The organism is Thalassospira sp. TSL5-1, assembly GCF_001907695.1.
Taxonomy (GTDB): Bacteria; Pseudomonadota; Alphaproteobacteria; order Rhodospirillales; family Thalassospiraceae; genus Thalassospira.
The window spans coordinates 1,308,775-1,329,885 of record NZ_KV880638.1 but is presented as its reverse complement, the minus strand read 5'-3'; the positions used below and the strand labels follow the sequence as shown (position 1 = coordinate 1,329,885).

The following is a 21,111-nucleotide window of genomic DNA, read 5'->3' as shown; positions in this document are numbered from 1 at the left end:
AAGCGGGATCTAAGATCAGGCGTTGGCGGACTGCGCGGTCATACCGTCATTACGGTTTACCGGACGAATCACCGCCATCAGCATGCGGAACGGGGCAAGGCAGGTCATCGCCATGATCATTTTGGCCGAAAAATCGCCCAGCGCCCATGTGTGCCAGGGAAGGCCGGTCCCGACAAAAGCGATGGAGAAAAACAGCGCGGTATCGAGCATCGAGCCAATGGTGGAGGAAACCAAAGGTGCCTTCCACCAGCTTGCCTGGCGCAAGCGATCAAACACTGTAACGTCCATCAATTGCGCGACCAGAAAGGCCGTGCCCGATGCAATGGCAATACGGGTATCGGCAAATATCAGCGACAACACAACAGCAATGGCAAAGCCCGACAGCACCACCATGCGGGCGGCCTGCGCGCCGCGTGCCCGGTTGGTCAAATCCGTTACGAGAAACGCCACCGGATAGGTAAAGGCGCCAAAGGTCAGCCAATTGGCCAAAACGCCGGGTAACGGATATTCAACCAGAATATTTGAGGCGACAACCGTTGCGGCCATTGCCAAAATGCCTGCAATGATGGCTTTCATGTTTTCAGAACCTTTTGGTGGAACCCGCGCATAACAAATCTCGCGGTGCCGAAATTCGGAACGACGATGCGCAAAATGGGTCGCAAAAATAGTGCGCGCTGTTTACGCCCCACACCCCGGTGGGTCAAGCAAAAAACAATGGCCGGCGCATTCGATGAACGCACCGGCCATTGCCGCAGATCGTGCATTTACTCCGGGGATAATGGAGAAAGGCGACGAAACCTGTTGTCCCTAAAGCATCATGCCGCGAATGGTGAAAAACAGAAGTGCCCCCAAAAACGCCCCGGCGGGTACTGTTACCACCCAGGCGGTCGCAATCGTCAGCGCATAACGGCGACGCACCAGCAGGCGCTTGCGCAATTTGCGTTCGGCCCGTTCGGCCAGGCTGGGGTCCAACTGGCGCAGGGCTTCAATATCCTGGCTTTGCTGGTCCATGCCATCGGTGCCCCCAATCAGCATCGGCGGGGGTGGAGCATCCTGCAGGCGACGACGGTGGCTCAGGCTTTCACGCAGAAAACCAACGCCAAACACCGCACCCACGGCAATGTGGGTAGAACTGACCGGAAGCCCCAAAGCCGAGGCCACGATGACCGTCAAAGCGGCCGACAACGCCACGGTATAGGCCCGGATCGGGTCGAGTTTGGTAATTTTGCTACCCACTGTTTTGATCAGCTTGGGCCCAAACAGCAACAAACCAGCCGAAATACCCAGCGCGCCAATCACCATCACCCACATGGGAATGGGGGCCGAGGTGACAATCGCGCCCTGATCCACCCCCGAGACAATAGCCGCAAGCGGGCCAATGGCATTGGCAACATCGTTTGAGCCATGCGCAAAGGACAGCAACGCCGCGGACACCACCAAAGGCAGACGAAACAGCGAGGCAATTTCCTTGCGCCGCCCGGTCATCTCGCGCGAGGCACGGTAAACCGCCTTGCGCACCGGCCACAATGTCAGGCCAAAGGCGGCGACACCGATCAGAAGGATCGTGACCGTATCGGCCTTCCAGACCTTTTTGATTCCCTTCATCATCAGGTAAACCGTAAAGGCCGCGACCATGAAGCTGACCAGAAGCGGCACCCATTTGCGCGCAGCGGCGACACGGTCCTCGACAAACAGTATTCTGAATTTGATGAAGGCCAAAAATCCAGCGGCAATCAGCCCGCCCAGAATGGGCGAAATCACCCAGCTTGCGGCAATCGCACCCATATTGGACCAATGCACGGCATGGGTCCCAACGGCCGCCATGCCTGCCCCCATCACGCCACCCACAATCGAATGGGTGGTGGAAACCGGCGCGCCAAGATAGGTCGCCAGGTTCAGCCACAGGGCAGCAGCCAGCAATGCCGCCGTCATCACCCAGATAAAAGTTTGCGCATCGGGCATTTGCGAGGGTTCAATAATGCCGTTTTTAATCGTGCTGACCACATCGCCCCCGGCCAAAATCGCCCCGGCGGCCTCGAATATGGCAGCAACAAAAAGGGCGCCAACCATTGTTAGCGCCTTGGACCCAACCGCTGGCCCGACATTGTTTGCCACGTCATTGGCACCAATGTTAAGGGCCATGTAACCGCCGATCACGGCGGCGGCAATCAGAAAGCCGCTCCGTGGCAGCCCCCCCATATGAAAGGCAACAAACGCGCTGCACGCCAGAAGGAAAACAAGCGACAGACCAAGTTTCGCACTGAGCGACGCCGTCTCACCGACACCGGCGTCCATCCGCCGCTGCCATTTGAGGTCTTTATCGAGCGCCGTTTTTTTCGCGACCATACCAACCATAACCTTTGCAGGGAATCGACGGGCGGATCATGTCGAAGCAATCAGCATTTGTTAAGGTTTTTTTGCGGTTTTGTGGCAATCGGTATTTTTCAACCCGCCCATATACAAAAACGGCCCCGGAAAACCGGGACCGTTTGCAAGATTTAGCACGGGAAATACGGCAGGAAACAAGTGCGGGTTTAACGCCCAAACTGGTTTAACAGCCCCTTAAGAACGTCCTTGGCGGCATCTTTTGCCTTATCACGATCAGATTGCGGTGCATCGCCACTGTCCGACGATTTACCACCCAATGCCTTGCCCAGCAGATTTTCCAGCGTTTTGACCGCCACCTTGTCCATACGGCCACTAATCGCCGGATCATCAATTTTGCCTTTGGCAAAAACGCTAAATGGTGGCAGGTCGTGGATTTTTTCCGAAAAATCAAAATCGGCCCGCGTATCCATAATCCAGTTGGGCAGATCCAGGGTGGCATCGGCATCCGCCGTGCCCACGCGCGAGGTCGCATCCACACGGGTGGTTTTTGCCACCCCGTTGGTAATTTTCAAATCAGCATCCAGGGTGCGCAACAGGTCATTGTTGCCAACCCCTTCCACCACCATTGCCGCCGGTCCCTGACGCAACAACGCCTGCAAGTCCAGCTTGGGATCTTTCGATCGGTTATCGGCATTGCTAAAGCGAATATCCTTGAGGTTCAGCGTTGCCGTCCCATTCAGGGCCTTGACCAACGCACGCGATGTTGTCCCGTTTGCGGTGACGGCAAATTTGGTTCCGGCAATGCCGGTCACGGTGTCATTCGCAACCTGAATGGGGAACAGGGTCGCCACATTGGCATTGTCCAGCGTGCCGGAAAGGTCCAGCTTTGGCACATCCTTGCTGGCATCAAACACGCCCGAGATGTTGAGAGGCCCATCGCCCATCTTGCCGGTCAAATGATCGATGGTGACAAGCCCCTGCTTCATTTTGACAGCAAGGTCCGGGTTCACCAGCGAGAAATGATCGAAATCAAGCTGGTCCATGACAATGGAAATACTGCCATCGATCAGGCGCAAGGCCGACACATCAATAACCTTATCATCCCACGGGGTGCCATCACGGGCATCCACACGGGTCAGAAGGTCATTGTCAAACGAAGGCAATGCCGCCCGGCGCATGCCACGGCGCGGCATATCAAGCGACGCACGCCGTGCAGCAGGCAGGAACGGATCAACCCGAAGCTTGCCGCCCTTGAGATTGACATCAAGCTGGGTACGATCCCCCGAGGCATCCATTTTAACCGTCCCGGCGGTTTCAAAGGTACCAACCGCCAGTTTGGCAATATCGACAGCAACATTTTTGGCATTGCCATCCACCTTGCCCTGAAAGGCAAACCGGCCCAAATCCCCGGACGGGGTATAAGTCGGCGCGATCAGCGGCAGAACACGGTTAAGGCTGCCGGCCTGGGCATTGATCGTTCCCGTCAAACCCGGGGCATCACCCAAAAGGCCACTCACCTTGCCCTTAAGGCCCACCTGCACCGTCGCATTGGACAGATTGGCATTCAGGTCCGGCCCGCTCATGGGGCCATTCAGGGTGACGTTCGCCTTCATGGATTTATAATTCGCCGCCGGGGCTGGCAGGGTAATCCCCGTCAATTTCACCAACGGGTCAAGGTTTTTGGCCGTAACACCGAGTTTCAGGTTTTTAAATTCCGGTACGTCCTTTAGGCCCAGAAACGCGCCACTGCCCTGCAACGACATGCCCGCCGCATCGGCCACCGACAGGTTGGTCAGGGTAATGTCGCCCCCGCGCAGGCTGCCTTCGACCGAAATACCGCGAATGGCAACACCCGAAGATGTTACCTCATCCGCGCCAATCCGGTAATTGGCAGCAAGCCCCTTTAACGGGGCCAGGGCAGCATGAATGGTTTTTACCAGATCCTGCTTTGCCGCGTCCGCAGTGCCAGAAGCCTTGCTGTCAGCCGTGCCCTTATCGTCGCCGGTTGACGCAGCCGATATGCCCGATGCACCATCCGCCGCACTGGCCGTTGCCGACATATATTGATCAAGATTGATTTTATCGAGCTTCAGGCCAATCCCCAGCGCAGGCAAACCGCCACTCTCCAGATTGGCAACAATGGCGCCGCGAATGGCGGTATCATCCAGACGCATATCGACATTGTTGATATTGATCCTGTCCGCTGAGCCCTTCAGCCCACCGGTCAGCGAGAAACGGCGCAAACGGTCGGCCCGCACCCCTTCAATATCAACACCCAGCCAGCGCATGACAGCGCGGATATTGTCCGAGGCAATTTCATAGCGCAAATCGGCACTGACCTGCGGCTTTTCGCCCGAAATGGCACCGGAAACCTGCAAATCCGTACCACCGGGAAGACCTGCCGAAACCTCGTTCAGCGTGATTTTGCTGTTGGCAATACCGGCATTGATGCGGGCATTGTGGATCGGGGTCTGATTATAAATCAGCGATTCAACTTCAAGGTCGATCGACCCGGTCAGATCTGCCGGAATCAAGGGGCCACTGGCAGCATCGGCGGCGTTTTTACGCCCCTGCGAGGGAATGGACTGCCCACCTGCCTTTTCGGCGTCGGGCACTTCGACGTCCACATTTTTAGCGGCATCACCACTGGCCTGTGTATTGCTTGCATCGGCCTTGTGCGTGCCCGATGCTCTGGCAAGGGCCATAATGGCATCCAGGTCAAACTGGTTAAAGCGCAGGGCAAGGTCAGCCTTCATTTTCGGATCGGTATTGACCGAAAGCGCGCCCGAACCACGGGTATCGCCAAAACGCACGGCCAGGTCATTGACCGTAACCGCCTTGGCATTGGCAGCCAATTTACCCGAAAGATCAAATTCCTTGGCGGCAATATCGGGAATATCGGCATCATCTCCGGCAATGCGCAGGGCCGCCTTGCGCAAATCCTCGAACTTGCCGTTAATTTCCCCCTTAAAGTCCGGCGCAGCACCGGAAAGGTCCACCTGCCCGCCGACATCAATGCCGCCGTCAACCTCGTCTATGCCCAAACGAACCGACACGGGAAAGGCCCTGGTCTGGCTGATTTCCCCAACATTAAGCTTAAAGGTTAATGGAATGCCGCGATAGAAAACATAGCCCTCGCCGGTGGCCGGGCCATTCAGGCTGTCGGCTTCAACGCTCAGGGTCAGGCCTTCAATGCGTTCTTCGCTGCCCGGTGCGCGGTAAATGATGGTGGCATTTTCAATCGACAGGCTGTCCACCCGGATCGAACTTGCAAGCGAGCTTCCGCCATCATCCTGTGCCGGGGGTTCGTTGGTGCCATCCTGTGCCGGTGCCTGCGGCGCGGGCTGATTTTCCGGATTATTGATGGTCCCCGCATCCGGGCCATGGCTTTTGGCATCTTTGGGGTCAAACACCAAGTTATTGGTGCCATCCTTAAAGGTTTCAATCGACACAACCGGGTCAATCAGGCGCACCTGAGTAACGCGAATATTGCCGGTCAGAAGCGGCATCAGGGCCACCGAAACCTCGACTTCCTTGACCGTGACCATGTTTTTGTCGGCAGCACCTTCGACATTGCCAAGCGCGGCATCCTTTACCGACAGGGCCGGATAAGGCAGCAATGACAGGGACAAATCGCCGCGCAGTTCAAGATTGCGGCCCGTCGCTTCGCTAACTGCTGTGGTCACTTCGGCCTTGTAACTGTTCCAGTCAATAAGAGACGGAATAACCAGCAAGGCGGCGATAATCACTACGACAAGAGCGCCAATTACAGCGAGTATCTTTTTCAAAGTTTCGGCTCCGCTTTCTTTTTGCGCGCAATCTGTTGGGAGGGCCCCATCAGAAATTTTCCATAGAAACCATTATCATACAGGCCCTGATTTGCATTGCAGCAGAAAATGGCAATCTTTTGGTTGTCGGACACCAAAAAAACAAAGCACCTGCCCGTTTCACACAACACCTATCAATGGTTTATAATCAGAGGGTGGAAAATCCATCAATAGGTGCTAATATACCTTTCAAATAAAAAACAAAATACCCATCCGGCCCCTTTTTACGGGGTTTGGCAGGACAAACAGGGTTGTATCTGCTGTCGCGTGACCCGCATCGGCGCAGGGAGGATATATAATGACGAATTCGACAACTCCGAATATGACACCCCCGACGGACAGCCTTGCTGCTGACAATAACGACACCCTAAACGGCCAGCGCGGCATTGTGATTCGCGACGTCACCAGCGACCAGTCCGGCAAATGGCTGGAGGCAGGCTGGCGCGATTTCAAACGCGCCCCGGCAATTGGCCTGACCTATGGTGCCTTTTGTGTCGTGGCAGGTTATGTGATTTTGCTAAGCCTGTTTCAGTCCGGTCAGCCCTATTTAACCCTGCCTTTGGGGGCGGGGTTTATGCTGATTGCGCCCTTATTGGCCGTTGGCCTGTATGAAACCAGCCGCCGCCTGGAAATGGGCGAAAATGTCACGCTTTGGCACAGCCTGAACGGCTTTCGCCGCAATCCCGGCCAATTGGGCGCGATTGGCGTGATCTTGATGCTGTTTTTCCTGCTCTGGTCGCGGGTAGCGATGCTGTTATTCGCGCTGTTTTACAATGGCACGGTTCCGCCGCTTGATGCCCTGATCTGGCAAACATTCTTTTCGCGCGATGCCATGACATTCCTGATAACAGGCTCCGTCATCGGGGGCGGTTTTGCCATTGTGGCTTTTGCCCTTTCGCTGGTGTCGATCCCGCTTCTGGTGGATCGCGATATTGATGTGATTACCGCGCTCTCGCTCAGCATTCGTGCATTCCTGCGCAACTGGCGGGTGCTGACCGGCTGGGGGGCAGCCATTGCCGTCCTGGCGGCCTGTGGCATGGTTGTGTTTTTGCTGGGGCTGGCGGTTGTGATGCCACTTTTGGGTCATGCCAGCTGGCATGCCTATCGCGGCTTGATTGATACCACCAATGCCGAGGCCCCGCGCCTGCGCCGTGCGGTACCCTAAGGGTGCGGCACCCGGCACAAACGGGCGCAACTTTCAGTACAACAGGCGCTTACACACATCATCAAGCCGGGCCTCCATGCCCGGCTTCATCATTTTACCAAACCACCTGTTTCTTTTCAGCCCCGCCCTGCGCTAACATCTCCCTGACATCATTTTAAGTCAGGAGTTTTTATGACCGGGCAGGGTTTTGCGGCCTTTCTGTTTGATATGGACGGCACCATTGTCAACAGCATCGAAATTGCCGAAAAAGCCTGGGGCGACTGGGCGAAACGCCACGGCCTGAACGAAGCCGAAATCATTCATGCCATGCACGGGGTGCGTGCCGTGGAAACCATCGCCCGTTTTGCCCCGCCCGGTATTGATATTGAGCAGGAAGAAGCCCTTCTGACCGAGGCGGAATTTAACGCGGGCGACAGGGTAAAACCGATTGGCGGGGCTGCGGCCTTTTTATCGTCCCTGCCGCGCGACCGCTGGGCGGTTGTGACCTCCGCCCCACGCCGCTTGGCCGTGCAGCGCATTAATGCGGCGGGTTTACCCATGCCCGATATTCTGATTACTGCCGAGGATGTCACCGCCGGGAAACCGGCACCAGACTGCTTTTTAATGGCCGCGCAAAAACTGGGGTTTGACGCAAGCGACTGTTTGGTGTGGGAAGATGCCCCCGCCGGTATTGCGGCGGGAAAGGCCGCCGGGGCAAAGGTGATGACTGTCACCGAAACCCATGCGCAACCGGCCGATATGCCAGGGCACAGCATTATCAATTATCATGCCCTTTCCTGCCAGCAGGATAAGGATGGCCGCCTGATTTTGCATGAAGCCCGCATTTCTGCCTGAAGCGGGCCATCAAAGTTGCTTCAGACTTACTGCCGACCACACCCCGCCCGCCACCAAGGAACGCCCCATGTCCGACGCCCCATCTTCAGATCATATCCAAAATGCCGAGCCCCAAAAGCCAGAACTCACATTTCTTGGCCTGCCCGCGCAATTGCCTAACGGTGCAACGCCAAAGGCCGTTATTTTTGGCGCCGGACATGGCAGCACCTATCCTGGCAAGGACAGCAGCGGTTATGCTGGTGCGGCCAATGCCATCCGGGCCGCCAGCCAGGAAGATGCCCCGCTGATCACGCATTGGGACTTTGATTTGGGCGGGCCGTTATTTAACGGCGAAGATGCAAGCTGCATCGATATTGGCAACCTTGCCACGATGATGGGGGACAATGCCCAAAACCGCGAAAAGGTCGAGGCCACCACCCGCAATATTCTGGCTCAGTCTGCCATACCGATATTGTTGGGCGGTGATGATTCCCTGCCGATCCCGTTTTTTAATGCCTTTGCCGATCACGGACCGATCTGGATTGTGCAAATTGACGCCCATATGGATTGGCGCGATGAATTGCATGGCGAAAAATTCGGCTATTCCAGCCCCATGCGCCGGGCCAGCGAAATGCCGCATATTTCCGGGATAGTGCAAATCGGCCTGCGCAGTGTTGGCAGTGCCCGCCCGCAGGAAATTGCTGATGCCCAGGCATTTGGCAGCCGCCTGGTCACGGCCCGCGATATTCACCAGCACGGCATAGAAACCGCCCTTGCGCACATCCCGGCAGGGGCAAAGGTGATTATCACACTGGATTGTGACGGGCTGGACCCGACGATTATGCCCGGCGTTGCCGCCCGCACACCGGGCGGATTAACCTATATGCAGGTGATTGACCTGATTGCCGGTATTGGCAAACGCACCCGCATTGCCGGGTTTGACCTGGTGGAGTTTTATCCGCCCAACGATATGGATGGCATCTCCGCCCTGGTGGCATCGCGCCTTTTGGTTAACGCCATTGGCGCGATTGTGCGGCAGGACCAGGAAGGTTAATCCACATTGGCGCGGGCCAGGGCCGCCTTTTTGCCACCGGGCCGCACCAGAAACGTGCCCAGCACCACACATGCCAATGTTACCAGCAATTCGGGACGCAGGGTTTCATCAAACAGGGCCACCCCGCCAACAAGGGTGGTCAGCGCCATGATATAGCCAATTTGGCTCAGATAAACCGGGCCTGCCACGCGCTGTAATTCAAAATGGCACATATACATCAGGGCGGCGACAACGACCTGCACGGCAATGACACCCCACAGCCAGCCCTGATCAAAACCGGGCATCATCAAATGATCACGACCCTGTTCAAACACCAGGCAATATACCGCACTGGCCAGCATCATACCAGCCGCCAGCGGCACAGGGTTGGCCCCGGTCGGCCAGTCCGCCGTGCGATAGACATTGCCGATGGCAAGGCTGACCGGAATAATCGCCGCAACCAGCAAATAGACCAGCAGGGTGCTGTCCGGGGCGGTTAATTGTGGCAGGTATAAAAACAACACCCCGACAAACCCCGCCATCAAACCCAGCATCCGTTTTAGCCGGGCCTGTTCCAGGCCAATGCACATGGACAGCAAATAGGTGATCAATGGTGGCATGGCGGTAAAAATACCGGCCAGCGCCGCGCCAAGATGCGGCACCATGAAATACCCCACCCCCATCGGCAAGGCCAGGCTGACCAGCCCCGCCACGAAATAATAGCGCAAATAACGCGGGGCAAATGACGGCGCATCCCCCCGCAAGGCCGAAACAACCAGTAAAACAAGCCCGGCCCCGAGACATTGCCAAAACAGATAGGACAACGGCATCATGCCCGCGCCGACCGCCAGCTTTGCCAATAAAATCGAGGTTCCGCCCAATATGCCGGTGCCCAATAGCAACAATAATGCCTTCATCGTCCCAACTTTCCAAACGGCAGGTTCCCGCCGCCACATGCGACGGTGGAGGGGTCGGGCCTTTTTTCATCAAAATTTGCCATCGACCGGGAACCATTGCCTGTCATGATCCATTTCATATCAGGCAGCCTATCACAGGCTGTTTTGCGGATCGCGCCGTGTTTTCGCCCCAATTTATTTCCATTATGGAAATAATAAGGGGAACTTTAGGGACCAGATGGACAGATTACGCGGACTGGAATGTTTTCGGAAAATTGCCGAGCGGGGCAGCTTTGCCGCCGCTGCGCGCGATCTTAACATGTCGCCCGGTGCGATTACCAAGCAGATCAATGCGCTGGAAGACATGCTGGGCGTGCAGCTTATTGCGCGCACCACGCGGCGGCTCAGCCTGACGGAAGCGGGAGAAACCTATCTGGCGCGCATTTGCGGTATTCTCGATGACATGGATGATGCCAACGAAACCGTGCGCGACTTGGGGCACGGTCCGCGTGGCTGTGTGCGCATTGCCGCCCCCACATCGTTTGGCGTGCTGAAACTCGCCCCGGTCATTGGCAAATTGCTCAAGACCCATCCTGACCTGTCGATTGATCTGGTACTGGATGACAAACTGACCGACATTATTGATGAAGGGTTCGATATCGCCTTGCGCGTCAGCGAAACCCTGGCCGATTCCTCGCTGATTGCGCGGCGGATTTGCAGCTATTCCCGCGTATTGGTGGCAAGCCCCGATTATCTGGCCCGCCACGCACCCGTCACCCGCCCACACGACCTTTTGGCTCATGACTGCATTATATTTAGCAGCGCGCAACGCACCGGCCTTTGGCATTTCACCAGCCCTGCCGACAATACCGAAATGGCAATTGAGGTTTCGGGCCGTTACCGGGTCAATAGCAGCCTTGCCATGCGCGATGTTTTAACCACTGGCAGCGGCATTACCTTGACACCCCGCCTCGTTGTGGAAGACCTTATCAGGCAGGGGGACCTTGTGTGTCTGTTAACTGAATATCTGCCGCGCAGCCTTAATCTCTATGCGTTAAGCGCCCCGCACCGGCACAAACTTCGTAAAATTCGGACCGTTACCGATTTTCTGGCCCAAGAGCTTCGTTTGGAAGACCGAAATGATGCCCCAAAAGAATAATATATATCCTCGCTCCCGGCAGGCGGCCCGGTTTTGCGCCACAACCCTTTTGACCGGCCTGTTTGCCCTGCCCGCCCTGGCCCAGGAAAACACCGCCAAAGGCCCTCAATCGCAACGCACGCCCGACAGCAAATGGGGTGTTTCGCTCACGGTGGAAAATGACCTGTTTGTCAAAGATAACCAGGACCGCCACTACACCAATGGCGTTCGGCTGGCCTTTATCTCGCCCGAGGACAGTGCACCGGCGGACTTTCTCAATATTGCCAAGGAAATTCCGTTTTTTGCCTCTAACGGGCGTATTCGCACCAGCTACGCCCTGGGGCAAAGCATGTATACCCCCAACGACATCACCGTCGCCCAAAACCAGCCCAATGACCGCCCGTGGGCAGGCTACCTTTATGGCAGCCTTGGCCTGCTGTCCGATACCGGGCTGGGGTATGAAGGGCACGAGGATTATGCCCGCATTGATACCCTGGAACTGACCGTGGGCGTGGTCGGCCCGGCCTCGCTGACCGAACAAAGCCAGAAATTTGTTCATAAACTGATCGACAGCCCCGAACCCAAGGGCTGGGACAACCAGATCAAAAACGAACCGATTATCGGCATCAGCTATGAACGCAAATATCGCGGCTGGGCCAAGCAGGAATTGCTGGGCATTGAAGCCGATTTAACCCCGAGTGCCGGTTTTACCCTGGGTAATGGCTTTACCAATGCCGAAGTGGGTGCGATGGCACGACTGGGCGTGGACCTGCCTGCCGATTATGGCCCGCCGCGCATTCGCCCCAGCCTACCGGGATCGGACTTTTTTAAACCCGATACCGAAGGCTTCCCCATGAGCGGTTATTTATTTGCCGGGGTCGTAGGCCGTGCGGTTGCCCGTGATATTACGCTGGATGGCAACACCTTTGCCGATAGCAATTCGGTCGATAAAAAGCCGCTCGTCGGCGACTTACAGGTTGGCTTTGCCGTCATTGTCGGTGAAGCCCGCATTACCTACACCCATGTCTATCGCACCAAGGAATTTTACGGCCAAAACGGCAGCGACCAGTTTGGCGCGATTTCGCTTTCCATGCGGTTTTGATCTGGCGTGACAAGACAACACTAAAACCGCTTGACTTAGAGCGCGCTCTAACCCCTAGCATCCCTTGCGTTCCGACAAGAAGGCAAGGGAAAAGCCAAAAATGAAGATTGGGGATCTGGCAAAACGCAGCGGCCTGTCTGCCCATACGCTTCGTTATTACGAGCGTATCGGGCTGTTGCCCTATGCCGATCCGCGATATGCTGGCCTATGCCAACCTGCGCAATGGCGGCCCTGCCACCACGCAGGAACGGCATGACATTCTGCTCGCCCATCGCCATCAGGTCCAGGCCAACATTGCCAGGCTTCAGGCCAACCTTCTTGTCCTTGATGACAAAATCGCGGGTTACGCCGCGACCCTGCAAAGGACGCTAAATGATGACAGTCAACACTCCCCAGCCCCCGAAATCCCAACAAACCAGCCAGACTCCCTCTACCGAAACGCGATACCAGCGCGGCCTGCGCGCACTGGCCGACATCGACGGTGAGGCGGGCCAAAAGGTGATAGATGCCCTGGCAGACATTGCCCCGGATTTCGCCCGTTACCTGATCGAATTTCCCTTTGGCGATATTTATACCCGCCCCGGTCTGTCCCTGCGCGACCGGGAAATCGCCACCATCGCCGCGCTTGGCGCCCTGGGCACGGCCACACCACAGCTTAAGGTGCATATCCATGCGGGCCTTAATGTTGGCCTGACGCGCGATGAAATTACCGAAACCCTCATGCAAATGGCGGTTTATGCCGGTTTCCCCGCCGCGCTGAATGGCCTGTTTGCCGCCCGGGACGTGTTTGCCAGCCGCGATGAAACAGCCCGGAATATCGCGACGGCCACCCCGTCACAGCCGCAATATAAAACCTGAAACACACAGGTCAAAAAGACACAAGACCAGCGTATTTTTTACGGTCTCGTGATCGACCCAAATATAAAAATGGCCCTGCTGGAACCCATCCAGCAGGGCCATTTTCAGACATTTTTAAAACGACAGAGAACGGCCCGCGCCTTAAGTCTCGGGTGTGTCCGGGCTGGCAGGATTTTCCTGCGCGGCACTTTGCGGTGCCGGTTCAACATCGTCAAACCCGTCATTGGTAGTATCAACCGAATCCTCAGTTGTTGTATTCGCCGCTGCTTGAACGTCCTGGGAATTCACCCCCTGAACGGCGGAAACCTGGGTTGTGATTGTTGTGGCCTGCGACGGTGCTGCCGCAACTGCCGCTGTGGTGATCGCCTTCGCCTGCTGGGGAGCCGCCGTTGCCGCAGCCTTTGCCACCACCGCCGCCCGAGACGGATCAAACCGGACCGCGGCAGTCGTAATGTCAGCCGCACGGTCTGGCGCCGCCGTCACGGCAGCCTGTGTAATTTGTTCCACAAATTCAGGCCTTACCGTTGCGGCTGCGATCATGATTTCTCCTGCTTTGTCAGGGACACTTGCCACTGCAGAAGCGACAATAGTGACAACAACCAGACCATTTTCCTCTTTCACCTCAACTGTGCCGCCTCCCGCAACGGCAACTGCAGTTGACGTAATCGTCGCAGCAGCATTCGGATTACGCTTGATTGCATATGAAGTGACAAGTCCCGCGATATTGGGCGAGAGGCCAGCTTGAGTTTTTCGATGATCCTGCAGGATCTTCTGAACGACCTGTGCCAGAGAAGCAGGGTCCGCTTTCGCATCATCGATAGCTTTCTTTTCAGCAGCAGTAAGTGACGCGACGTTATCATATGAGGCAACAGCAATAGCCACACCAGCCGCCGCTGCCGCCGCAATACCACCAGCCACCGCCCCTGCCGTAATACCACCGACGGCAGCCCCCCCTGCCGCGCCAGCACCGGCTGCGGCCCCACCGGTACCAGTACTGGAAGAACCAGCACCAGACGCTCCACCCGCCGCCTGGGCCCAGGCAGATGACACATTTCCGGCAACAAAACTGCCCACAAGGGCGGCAATCGCGACAACTTTGATTAAACGTTTCATTGATCCAGTTCCCCTTTAAAAAATGAAAATCGCGCCAGCGCGAAAAATTTGTCCCTTTCTGAATTCTACCCAAAGGGGCTGAAACAACAACAAAATAAAACCGCCAGAAAATAACCTGAAAGATTGTGCCCGCTTCTCGCGGTTTTATTTGTCACCAGCGTATAATTTCTTATTTTCGGCAAACTGCCGATTTCACCCGATGATTTATTGCGATCCTCCGATCAAAACGAGAAAAAGCCCCGCTGGAACCCATCCAGCAGGGCTTTTTTAGACATTTTTAAAACGTCAGAGAACTGCCCGCGCCTTAAGTCTTGGGTGTGGTCGGGCTGGCAGGATTTTCCTGCGCGGCACTTTGCTCTACCGGCTCGACATCGTCAAACCCGTCATTGGTGTTATCAACCGAATCCTCGGTTGTTGTATTCGCCGCTGTTTGAACGTCCTGGGAATTCACCCCCTGAACGGCGGAAACCTGGGTTGTGATTGTTGTGGCCTGCGACGGTGCTGCCGCAACTGCCGCTGTGGTGATCGCAGCCGCCTGCTGGGGGGCCGCCTTTGCCGCGGCCGCGGCCACTGCGGCCGCCTGGCTCGGGTTAGTTTTAACGGCGGCTGCCGTAATATCGGCCGCCCGTTCCGGCGCCCCTTGGACTGCGGCATCGGTAATAGCTGTCAGCAAATCCGGCGCCAAACTGGCGGCTGCCGTCGTCACTTCTCCCGCTTGTTCGGGCGCGGTATTTGCTGCAACGGCCACAACCGTCACCACAATCTGACCGGTTTTCTCGTCCACGACAACACTGTTTCCCTTGGCAACAGCGATGGCTGTAGTGGCAATTGTGGCAGCGGCACCCTTGTTACGGCTGACCGCCAGTTGTACCAGTTGCGCCGCTACCGAATTTGTAAATCCACCATTGGCCCCGGTCTGTTGTCGGTTCTGAATAATTTGCTGCACGACTTGCGCAAGCGATGCCGGATCCGTATTGGCGTTATTGACAAGCTGTCTTTCTGCAGCAGTAAGACCAGCACCAGTGTTTCCACTGTTCTTATTATTGTTTGCACCTGTAGTAGTGGAGCTCGGACGCGCATCACTAACGGCAACGGCGCCAAGTGTAGCGGCCAAACTGGCGGAGGCAACCGCCCCAAGCGTTCCGGCTGCGGCAGATGCCGCAACACCGGCCCCTGCTGCACCGGCTCCCGCAGCTCCAGCACCTGCACCTGCACCTGCACCTGCACCAGCTCCGCCAGCTCCGGCTCCAGCCCCGCCAAAGCCTGCTCCGCCACCCGCGCCTGCTCCACCCGTATTCACAGCGGCGGCCCCTCCAGAGGCCCCCGCATCCTGCGCCCAGACGGGTAACGCATTTACCGCAACCAGACTGCCAGCAAGGGCTGCAATCGCAACAAATCTCAACACCCGTTTCATTGATCGTGTCCCCGTTTCAAAATGAAAATCGCGCCAGCGCGAAAGATTCTTACTTTTTAAATTTTACCCCAAAAGGCCAAAACAGCAACCGAATAAAACCGCCAGACAATGACCTAAAAGATTGTGATCGCTTGTCGCGGTTATTTGTCAGCAGCGTATAATCGCTTATTTCCGGCAAACTGCCGATTTCACCCTGTGATTTATACAGCAATGCAACAAAACGGGTAAATATGCGCCTATTCCCGCTGCCAAAGACGAAACAACAATCGTTATCGCCTCCGCGTCGCACCATGCCCGCACACATAAATCCCGGCATTCAAGAATTTCGATCCAACATACTTTTTTATGCAGCGACAAAGGTAATTTGGACAACAGCCACGGCTTTCACAGTGGCCGGTCAGCCATCCTAAAGCCACCGTCTCATTCTGAGCGCACGATCCCATCCCTAAAACAAAACGCCGCCAGAGGGCATATCTGGCAGCGTTTTACGTGGGCAAATATCGGATCAGGCACCCGGAACGAGCTTGCCCGGATTCATCAACCCCTTGGGGTCGATGGCATGTTTAATCGCCTGCATGATGGCGATGGTATCGGGGCCATGTTCGGCCTCCATAAAGGCCAGCTTGCCATAACCGATGCCATGTTCGCCGGTACAGGTCCCGCCCAGGCGGAGCGAGCGCATCACCATGCGTTCATGCAAGCGGTGCGCCTCGGCGACTTCCTCGGGTTTTTCCGGGTCCAGCAATATCAGGGTATGGAAATTGCCATCGCCAACATGGCCCACCATTGTGCAGGTCAGGATCGAGGCATCGCAATCCTCGCGGGTTTCCATGATGGCTTCGGCCAGGCGCGAAATCGGCACACACACATCGGTCGACATGCCGCGTTTGCCCGGTTCCAGCTGCAGGGAGGCATAATAGGCCTTGTGCCGGGCAGCCCACAATTTGGTCCGGTCCTCCGCACGGGTTGCCCACTGGAAGCCTTCGCCGCCAAATTCCTCGGCCACCGATTGCACAAATTCCGCCTGTTCCTTGACACCGGCTTCGGTGCCGTGGAATTCAAAAAACAGGGTTGGTTTTTCGTCATATCCGGTTTTGGAATAATTATTCACCGCCCGGATTTGCAGGGCATCAAGCAATTCAATCCGCGCCACCGGAATACCAGCCTGAATGGTCATGATAGTGGTGTTCACCGCTGCCTCGACCGAAGGAAAGGCGCAAACAGCGGCCGACATGGCCTCTGGAATGCCATAGAGCTTCAGACCAATTTCCGTGATAACGCCCAGCGTGCCTTCGGAACCAACAAACAAACGGGTAAGGTCATAGCCCGCCGATGATTTACGTGCCCGATGCGCGGTTTTGATCACCTTGCCTTCCGGCGTCACCACAGTCAGCGACAAAACATTATCGCGCATGGTGCCATAACGCACCGCGTTGGTGCCCGAGGCACGGGTGGCCGTCATGCCACCGATAGAGGCATTTGCCCCCGGGTCAATCGGAAAGAACAGGCCGGTATCGCGCAGATGTTCGTTAAGCTGTTCGCGCGTCACCCCGGCCTGCACCCGGCAATCGAGGTCTTCGTTATTGATTTCCAGAATTTGATCCATGCGCGACACATCAATGCAAATGCCACCGCGCAGGGCCGCCACATGGCCCTCCAGTGAAGACCCCGTCCCAAAAGGCACGATGGGCACATCATGGGCCGCACACAGCTTAACCGTTTCCGCGACGTCTTCGGTCGAGGTGGCGAAAACAACGGCATCGGGCGGGGACGCATCGTGCCAGCCTTCATCCTTGCCGTGCTGATCCAAAACCGCCTGGGCCGTTGAAACACGGTCGCCAAATTTTTCGCGCAAGGTTTCAATCAGGCTGGCCGGTACCACGGCCCGTTCATAATGATGATCCGACATGACGTTCCTCGTATAGATGAATTTGGGCAAGGCTTGCCTGCCCGGCATTTTGCCCACCCTACGACGTCACATTGCAAATTGGTATTACCTTTTCGTACCCCGGCGCAAAAATCCAAAGCCTCGTACCTCAGGAATTTAATTCAGGTGCGGGTAATCACCCGGGAAAACTGATCGAAACAAGGGGTATCGACGGCCCGACAACAGCGAAAAGCGTTCCAACCACAATCAAGATCAAGCCAAGTCCTTCGTCCGTGGCACGCGAATACAGGATTCGCATCGTGTCTGGATTTTCCGCCATTTCTTTGGCCGACGGAGTACATTCAGCTTCTTTAAACGAGCTAGATATTAAACTATTTAGATCTCGGATATTGGAAAGATAACTATGCTTAATTGTGAGAACCAGTCCCAACACCGTCAAAATCCCCGAACATCTAGAAAAATAGTTCGGCTCACCGAAATACACATCAAATCCGTATGAGATTAATAACGTCGAAATGGACAGGAAAATGCACAAACACCTGTTTGTAAAAATCAAAAAAACATAGCGAATTAGTGACAAGTGCCAAGGCAAGCCGTTCGCAGCATACATTTCACTTTTCCCAAACACGAAACGAATAACAGCTATATTATAGATAATTACCTTCAAATTTCGCACACCAAATATGGTGTGATCGAAGAAAAACCTCACACAATAAACCGCCCACGCAACCGCAGGCGGTTTATTTCAGCGGCGGTTATTCAAATAGCGGGCGACGGCACGCTGCGCCGATTATCCGGCGGCTTTGGGTTTATAAAAACCCGGCACATTCAGGCGGGCATCAGCCTCAACATCGTCAAGGTCTTTATGGTTGCGCATATACATGTTGGAGGTATCGCGGGTCGGCTGGTGATCCCAGCTTGTGATGCGGCCCCGGGTCAGGGCTTCGTAAACCAGTTTGCGGCGTTTCTGGCTGTCGATCACCTTTTTACGGAAAGTTTCCAAATCCCAGTTTTCGGCCAGTTCGGCGCGGAAGGCATCGCGGATTTTGTGGTGTTCGGGATCATTGATCAGGTCATGAAGCTCATCGGGATCGTTCGCCAGATCAAACAGCATGTCCGGGTCGGTTTGCGAGGCGATGTATTTATATGCCCCGCGCCGGATCATGATGATGGGCGACAGGGCGCCTTCGCCACAATATTCGCCAATCACTTCGTCATGGCCGCCTGTACCGCTGATATGGGGCATCAGGCTGCGGCCATCAATCGGGCTGGCGGGCGCTGGCACGGCTTCATCACCCACAATATCGCGCAGGGTAGGCAAAATATCGATCAGGGAAACCGACTGTGACACACGCTTTTGCCCCCGCGCACCGGGAAAGGCAAAAAACAGCGGCACCCGGGCGGAGGGCTCATACCACGACATTTTATACCACATGCCGCGTTCGCCCAGCATGTCGCCATGATCGCCACTGAAAATAACCAGCGTATTATCGGCCATGCCGGTTTCGCGCAGGGTGCGCATTAACGCCCCCACCAGACAATCAACATAGCTGATGGAGGCATAATAGGCCCGGCGTGCCGTGAGCACATCTTCATCGGTGACGGGTTGCTGGTCCAGATTATACACATGGCGCAGGCGGCGCGAATGCGGGTCGAGGTCTTCGGGGTTCAGGGTGACATGGGGCGGATCAATATCAACCCCGTCATACATGTTCCAGAATTCAGGCCGCGCGTTATAGGGATCGTGCGGGTGGGTGAAGGAAACCGTCAGGAAAAACGGCCGGTCATCATGGCGCTGGCTGCGGGCAACGTCGTATAAATAACGCCGGGCTTCAAAGACGGTTTCATCATCGAAATCAAGCTGATTGGAGCGATAAACCGGCCCGGCCTGAGTGACAGAGCCCATATTATGATACCATGTTGGCCGGGTGTCGAAATTGTCCCAATCACAATACCAGCCATAATCGGCAGGATAAATATCCGCCGTTAACCGGTCTTCATAACCATGAAGCTGATCCGCCCCGCAAAAGTGCATTTTCCCGGCCAAAGCGGTACGATAATCGGCATGGCGCACATAATGCGCCAGGGTGGGAATATCGGATGCAAGGTCGGAGGCATTGTCATAGGCCTCGATCCGGCCGGGAAGCTGGCCGGTCATCAGACAAAAGCGCGAGGGGGCGCAAAGCGGGCTGTTGGTATAGGCGGAATCAAATACCACGGCATTTTCCGCCAGCGCATCCAGGTTCGGGGTTTTGACCACCTTATGCCCATAAAGCGGCATGCAGCGCGCGGCCAACTGGTCGGCCATGACAAACAGAATATTCATCGGCTTTGACGACGTCATCGCGTATATCCCCCTGATTAAATGAATGACAGGTATGGCAGCATGAACAAGCTGCCAACCGCCGCAACGGCCTGGTGTGCCCTGCATTATTGTTGCTGTTTAACATTTGAAGGGTTCTTGTGAAGACCGCTTGTATTCATCACTGGCATCAATAATATTGATGGCATGAAATATGGAAACATCCGCTCGCCCCATGCCCTGATTGCCTTTGAAGCGGCTGCACGCTGCGGCAGTTTTACCCGTGCGGCCCAGGAACTGGGCATTGGCCAGCCTGCGGTTAGCCATCAGATAACCCTGTTAGAAGAGCAACTTAACCAGCCGCTATTTCGCCGTTTGCATCGTGGTGTCGCCCTGACCCGTGCAGGACAGGAGCTTTATGACAGTGTCAGCGCGGCCTTTGGGCACATTGACCAGACGGTGGAAACCATCCGTACCCGGCGCAAAACCCGTATCAGTGTGGGGACGGATTTTGCCTTTGCCTCCTTCATCCTGATGCCGCATCTGGCCGATTTCACCGCCCGTTTTCCCGATATTGAGGTTAATATTGTCACCAATCAGACCGGGCGTTTCGGGATGGATGCCAATATTGATGTCGAACTTTCCTTCGGCCATTGCGGGCCGCAGGGGATATTGCTGCTGGCCGAACGGGTGACTCCGGTTTGCAGCCCGGCCTTTCTGGCACAATATGGCGTGGCCCAAACACCGGCGGATCTGTGCAAAATGCCGCTGTTGCATCTGGATAGCGAAATTGAAAATCGCTGGTTTAACTGGGAAAGCTGGCTGCGCATCGCCGGGCACATCCCCACTGGGCCGCTTGGCGGGCATCGCTTTAATACCTATTTGCTGGTGTTATCTGCCGCGCTTTCCGGGCAGGGTGTGGCGCTGGGCTGGACGGGGTTGTTAGAGCAGCATTTACAAAGCGGGCAACTTGTCCCGGCCAGCAACATTACCCTGCCATCCGAGCGCGGCTATGTCCTGACATCGCGCACCGCCCCGCACCGGCAAAGCCAGGTTACGGCCTTTACCAACTGGGCCTGCGACATGATCGCCGATGGCAATGCCAGCCGCTTTGCCTTCGCCAATAAGGACAGAAACGGGGACAAAAGGCTTTAAAACACATACGGTCCCGCCCCTTGATAAAACAAAACCGCCACCCGGCACATGGCGGGCGGCGGCTGGCATGTTCCGTCAG

16 protein-coding genes are annotated in these 21,111 nt (G+C 56.0%); 8 read left to right on the top strand and 8 right to left on the bottom strand.

The features are described from left to right. Nucleotides 1-15 precede the first annotated feature (15 nt). The 3 genes from LF95_RS15615 to LF95_RS15600 all read right to left on the bottom strand — a co-directional run bounded on the left by LF95_RS15615 (nt 16) and on the right by LF95_RS15600 (nt 6,116). Nucleotides 16-576, bottom strand: coding sequence for a queuosine precursor transporter (locus LF95_RS15615; protein ID WP_073955934.1), 561 nt, complete (start codon nt 574-576; stop codon nt 16-18). A 231-nt stretch (nt 577-807) separates the two neighbouring features. Then, on the bottom strand, nt 808-2,346 hold the full coding sequence (locus tag LF95_RS15605) for an inorganic phosphate transporter (protein WP_073955932.1): 1,539 nt from the start codon (nt 2,344-2,346) through the stop codon (nt 808-810). 188 nt (nt 2,347-2,534) lie between these two features. Then, nucleotides 2,535-6,116: an AsmA family protein gene (locus LF95_RS15600; RefSeq protein WP_073955931.1), complete on the bottom strand. Its 3,582-nt coding sequence runs from the start codon at nt 6,114-6,116 to the stop codon at nt 2,535-2,537. A 337-nt stretch (nt 6,117-6,453) separates the two neighbouring features. On the opposite strand from LF95_RS15600, the gene LF95_RS15595 reads away from it, so the two are divergent. The 3 genes from LF95_RS15595 to LF95_RS15585 all read left to right on the top strand — a co-directional run bounded on the left by LF95_RS15595 (nt 6,454) and on the right by LF95_RS15585 (nt 9,187). Continuing rightward, nucleotides 6,454-7,320, top strand: coding sequence for a DUF2189 domain-containing protein (locus tag LF95_RS15595; protein ID WP_073955930.1), 867 nt, complete (start codon nt 6,454-6,456; stop codon nt 7,318-7,320). Nucleotides 7,321-7,491: 171 nt separating this feature from the next. Continuing rightward, a complete protein-coding gene (locus LF95_RS15590) occupies nt 7,492-8,154 on the top strand; it encodes an HAD-IA family hydrolase (protein WP_073955929.1) in 663 nt (220 codons plus the stop codon). A 67-nt stretch (nt 8,155-8,221) separates the two neighbouring features. Next, on the top strand, nt 8,222-9,187 hold the full coding sequence (locus LF95_RS15585; RefSeq protein ID WP_073956328.1) for an agmatinase: 966 nt from the start codon (nt 8,222-8,224) through the stop codon (nt 9,185-9,187). Here LF95_RS15585 and LF95_RS15580 read toward each other — a convergent pair. Beyond that, the gene (locus LF95_RS15580; protein ID WP_073956327.1) at nt 9,184-10,083 is read right to left on the bottom strand and encodes a DMT family transporter; all 900 of its coding nucleotides are present in this window, start codon (nt 10,081-10,083) and stop codon (nt 9,184-9,186) included. The two genes, LF95_RS15585 and LF95_RS15580, sit on opposite strands and share 4 nt — an antisense overlap. Before the next feature lie 217 nt (nt 10,084-10,300). Between LF95_RS15580 and LF95_RS15575 the strand changes: the two genes are divergently transcribed. The 4 genes from LF95_RS15575 to LF95_RS15560 all read left to right on the top strand — a co-directional run bounded on the left by LF95_RS15575 (nt 10,301) and on the right by LF95_RS15560 (nt 13,160). Beyond that, nucleotides 10,301-11,221: a LysR family transcriptional regulator gene (locus LF95_RS15575; protein ID WP_073955928.1), complete on the top strand. Its 921-nt coding sequence runs from the start codon at nt 10,301-10,303 to the stop codon at nt 11,219-11,221. Further along, nucleotides 11,202-12,302 carry a lipid A deacylase LpxR family protein gene (locus tag LF95_RS15570; RefSeq protein WP_252509786.1) on the top strand — a complete coding sequence of 367 codons (1,101 nt, stop codon included), beginning with the start codon at nt 11,202-11,204 and terminating at the stop codon, nt 12,300-12,302. The genes LF95_RS15575 and LF95_RS15570 overlap by 20 nt, the downstream gene beginning before the upstream one ends. A 100-nt stretch (nt 12,303-12,402) precedes the next feature. Then, nucleotides 12,403-12,558 carry a MerR family DNA-binding transcriptional regulator gene (locus tag LF95_RS23545; protein ID WP_143182064.1) on the top strand — a complete coding sequence of 52 codons (156 nt, stop codon included), beginning with the start codon at nt 12,403-12,405 and terminating at the stop codon, nt 12,556-12,558. A gap of 116 nt (nt 12,559-12,674) precedes the next feature. Further along, nucleotides 12,675-13,160, top strand: a complete 486-nt coding sequence (locus tag LF95_RS15560; RefSeq protein ID WP_371440829.1) for a carboxymuconolactone decarboxylase family protein — start codon at nt 12,675-12,677, stop codon at nt 13,158-13,160. A 141-nt stretch (nt 13,161-13,301) separates the two neighbouring features. Here LF95_RS15560 and LF95_RS23060 read toward each other — a convergent pair whose 3' ends face one another. From LF95_RS23060 to betC, 4 genes are all read right to left on the bottom strand, one after another. Next, entirely contained in the window at nt 13,302-14,273 is a 972-nt protein-coding gene (locus tag LF95_RS23060) for a hypothetical protein (protein WP_073955927.1), read from the bottom strand. A gap of 304 nt (nt 14,274-14,577) precedes the next feature. After that, the gene (locus LF95_RS22990; protein WP_168173689.1) at nt 14,578-15,687 is read right to left on the bottom strand and encodes a hypothetical protein; all 1,110 of its coding nucleotides are present in this window, start codon (nt 15,685-15,687) and stop codon (nt 14,578-14,580) included. A 505-nt stretch (nt 15,688-16,192) separates the two neighbouring features. Continuing rightward, nucleotides 16,193-17,596, bottom strand: a complete 1,404-nt coding sequence (locus LF95_RS15535) for an FAD-binding oxidoreductase (RefSeq protein ID WP_073955924.1) — start codon at nt 17,594-17,596, stop codon at nt 16,193-16,195. 769 nt (nt 17,597-18,365) lie between these two features. Beyond that, nucleotides 18,366-19,919, bottom strand: coding sequence for a choline-sulfatase (gene betC, locus LF95_RS15530; RefSeq protein WP_073955923.1), 1,554 nt, complete (start codon nt 19,917-19,919; stop codon nt 18,366-18,368). 165 nt (nt 19,920-20,084) lie between these two features. Between betC and LF95_RS15525 the strand changes: the two genes are divergently transcribed. After that, complete coding sequence (locus LF95_RS15525; protein WP_073955922.1) at nt 20,085-21,032, top strand: LysR substrate-binding domain-containing protein; 948 nt, start codon at nt 20,085-20,087, stop codon at nt 21,030-21,032. Nucleotides 21,033-21,111: the final 79 nt, after the last annotated feature.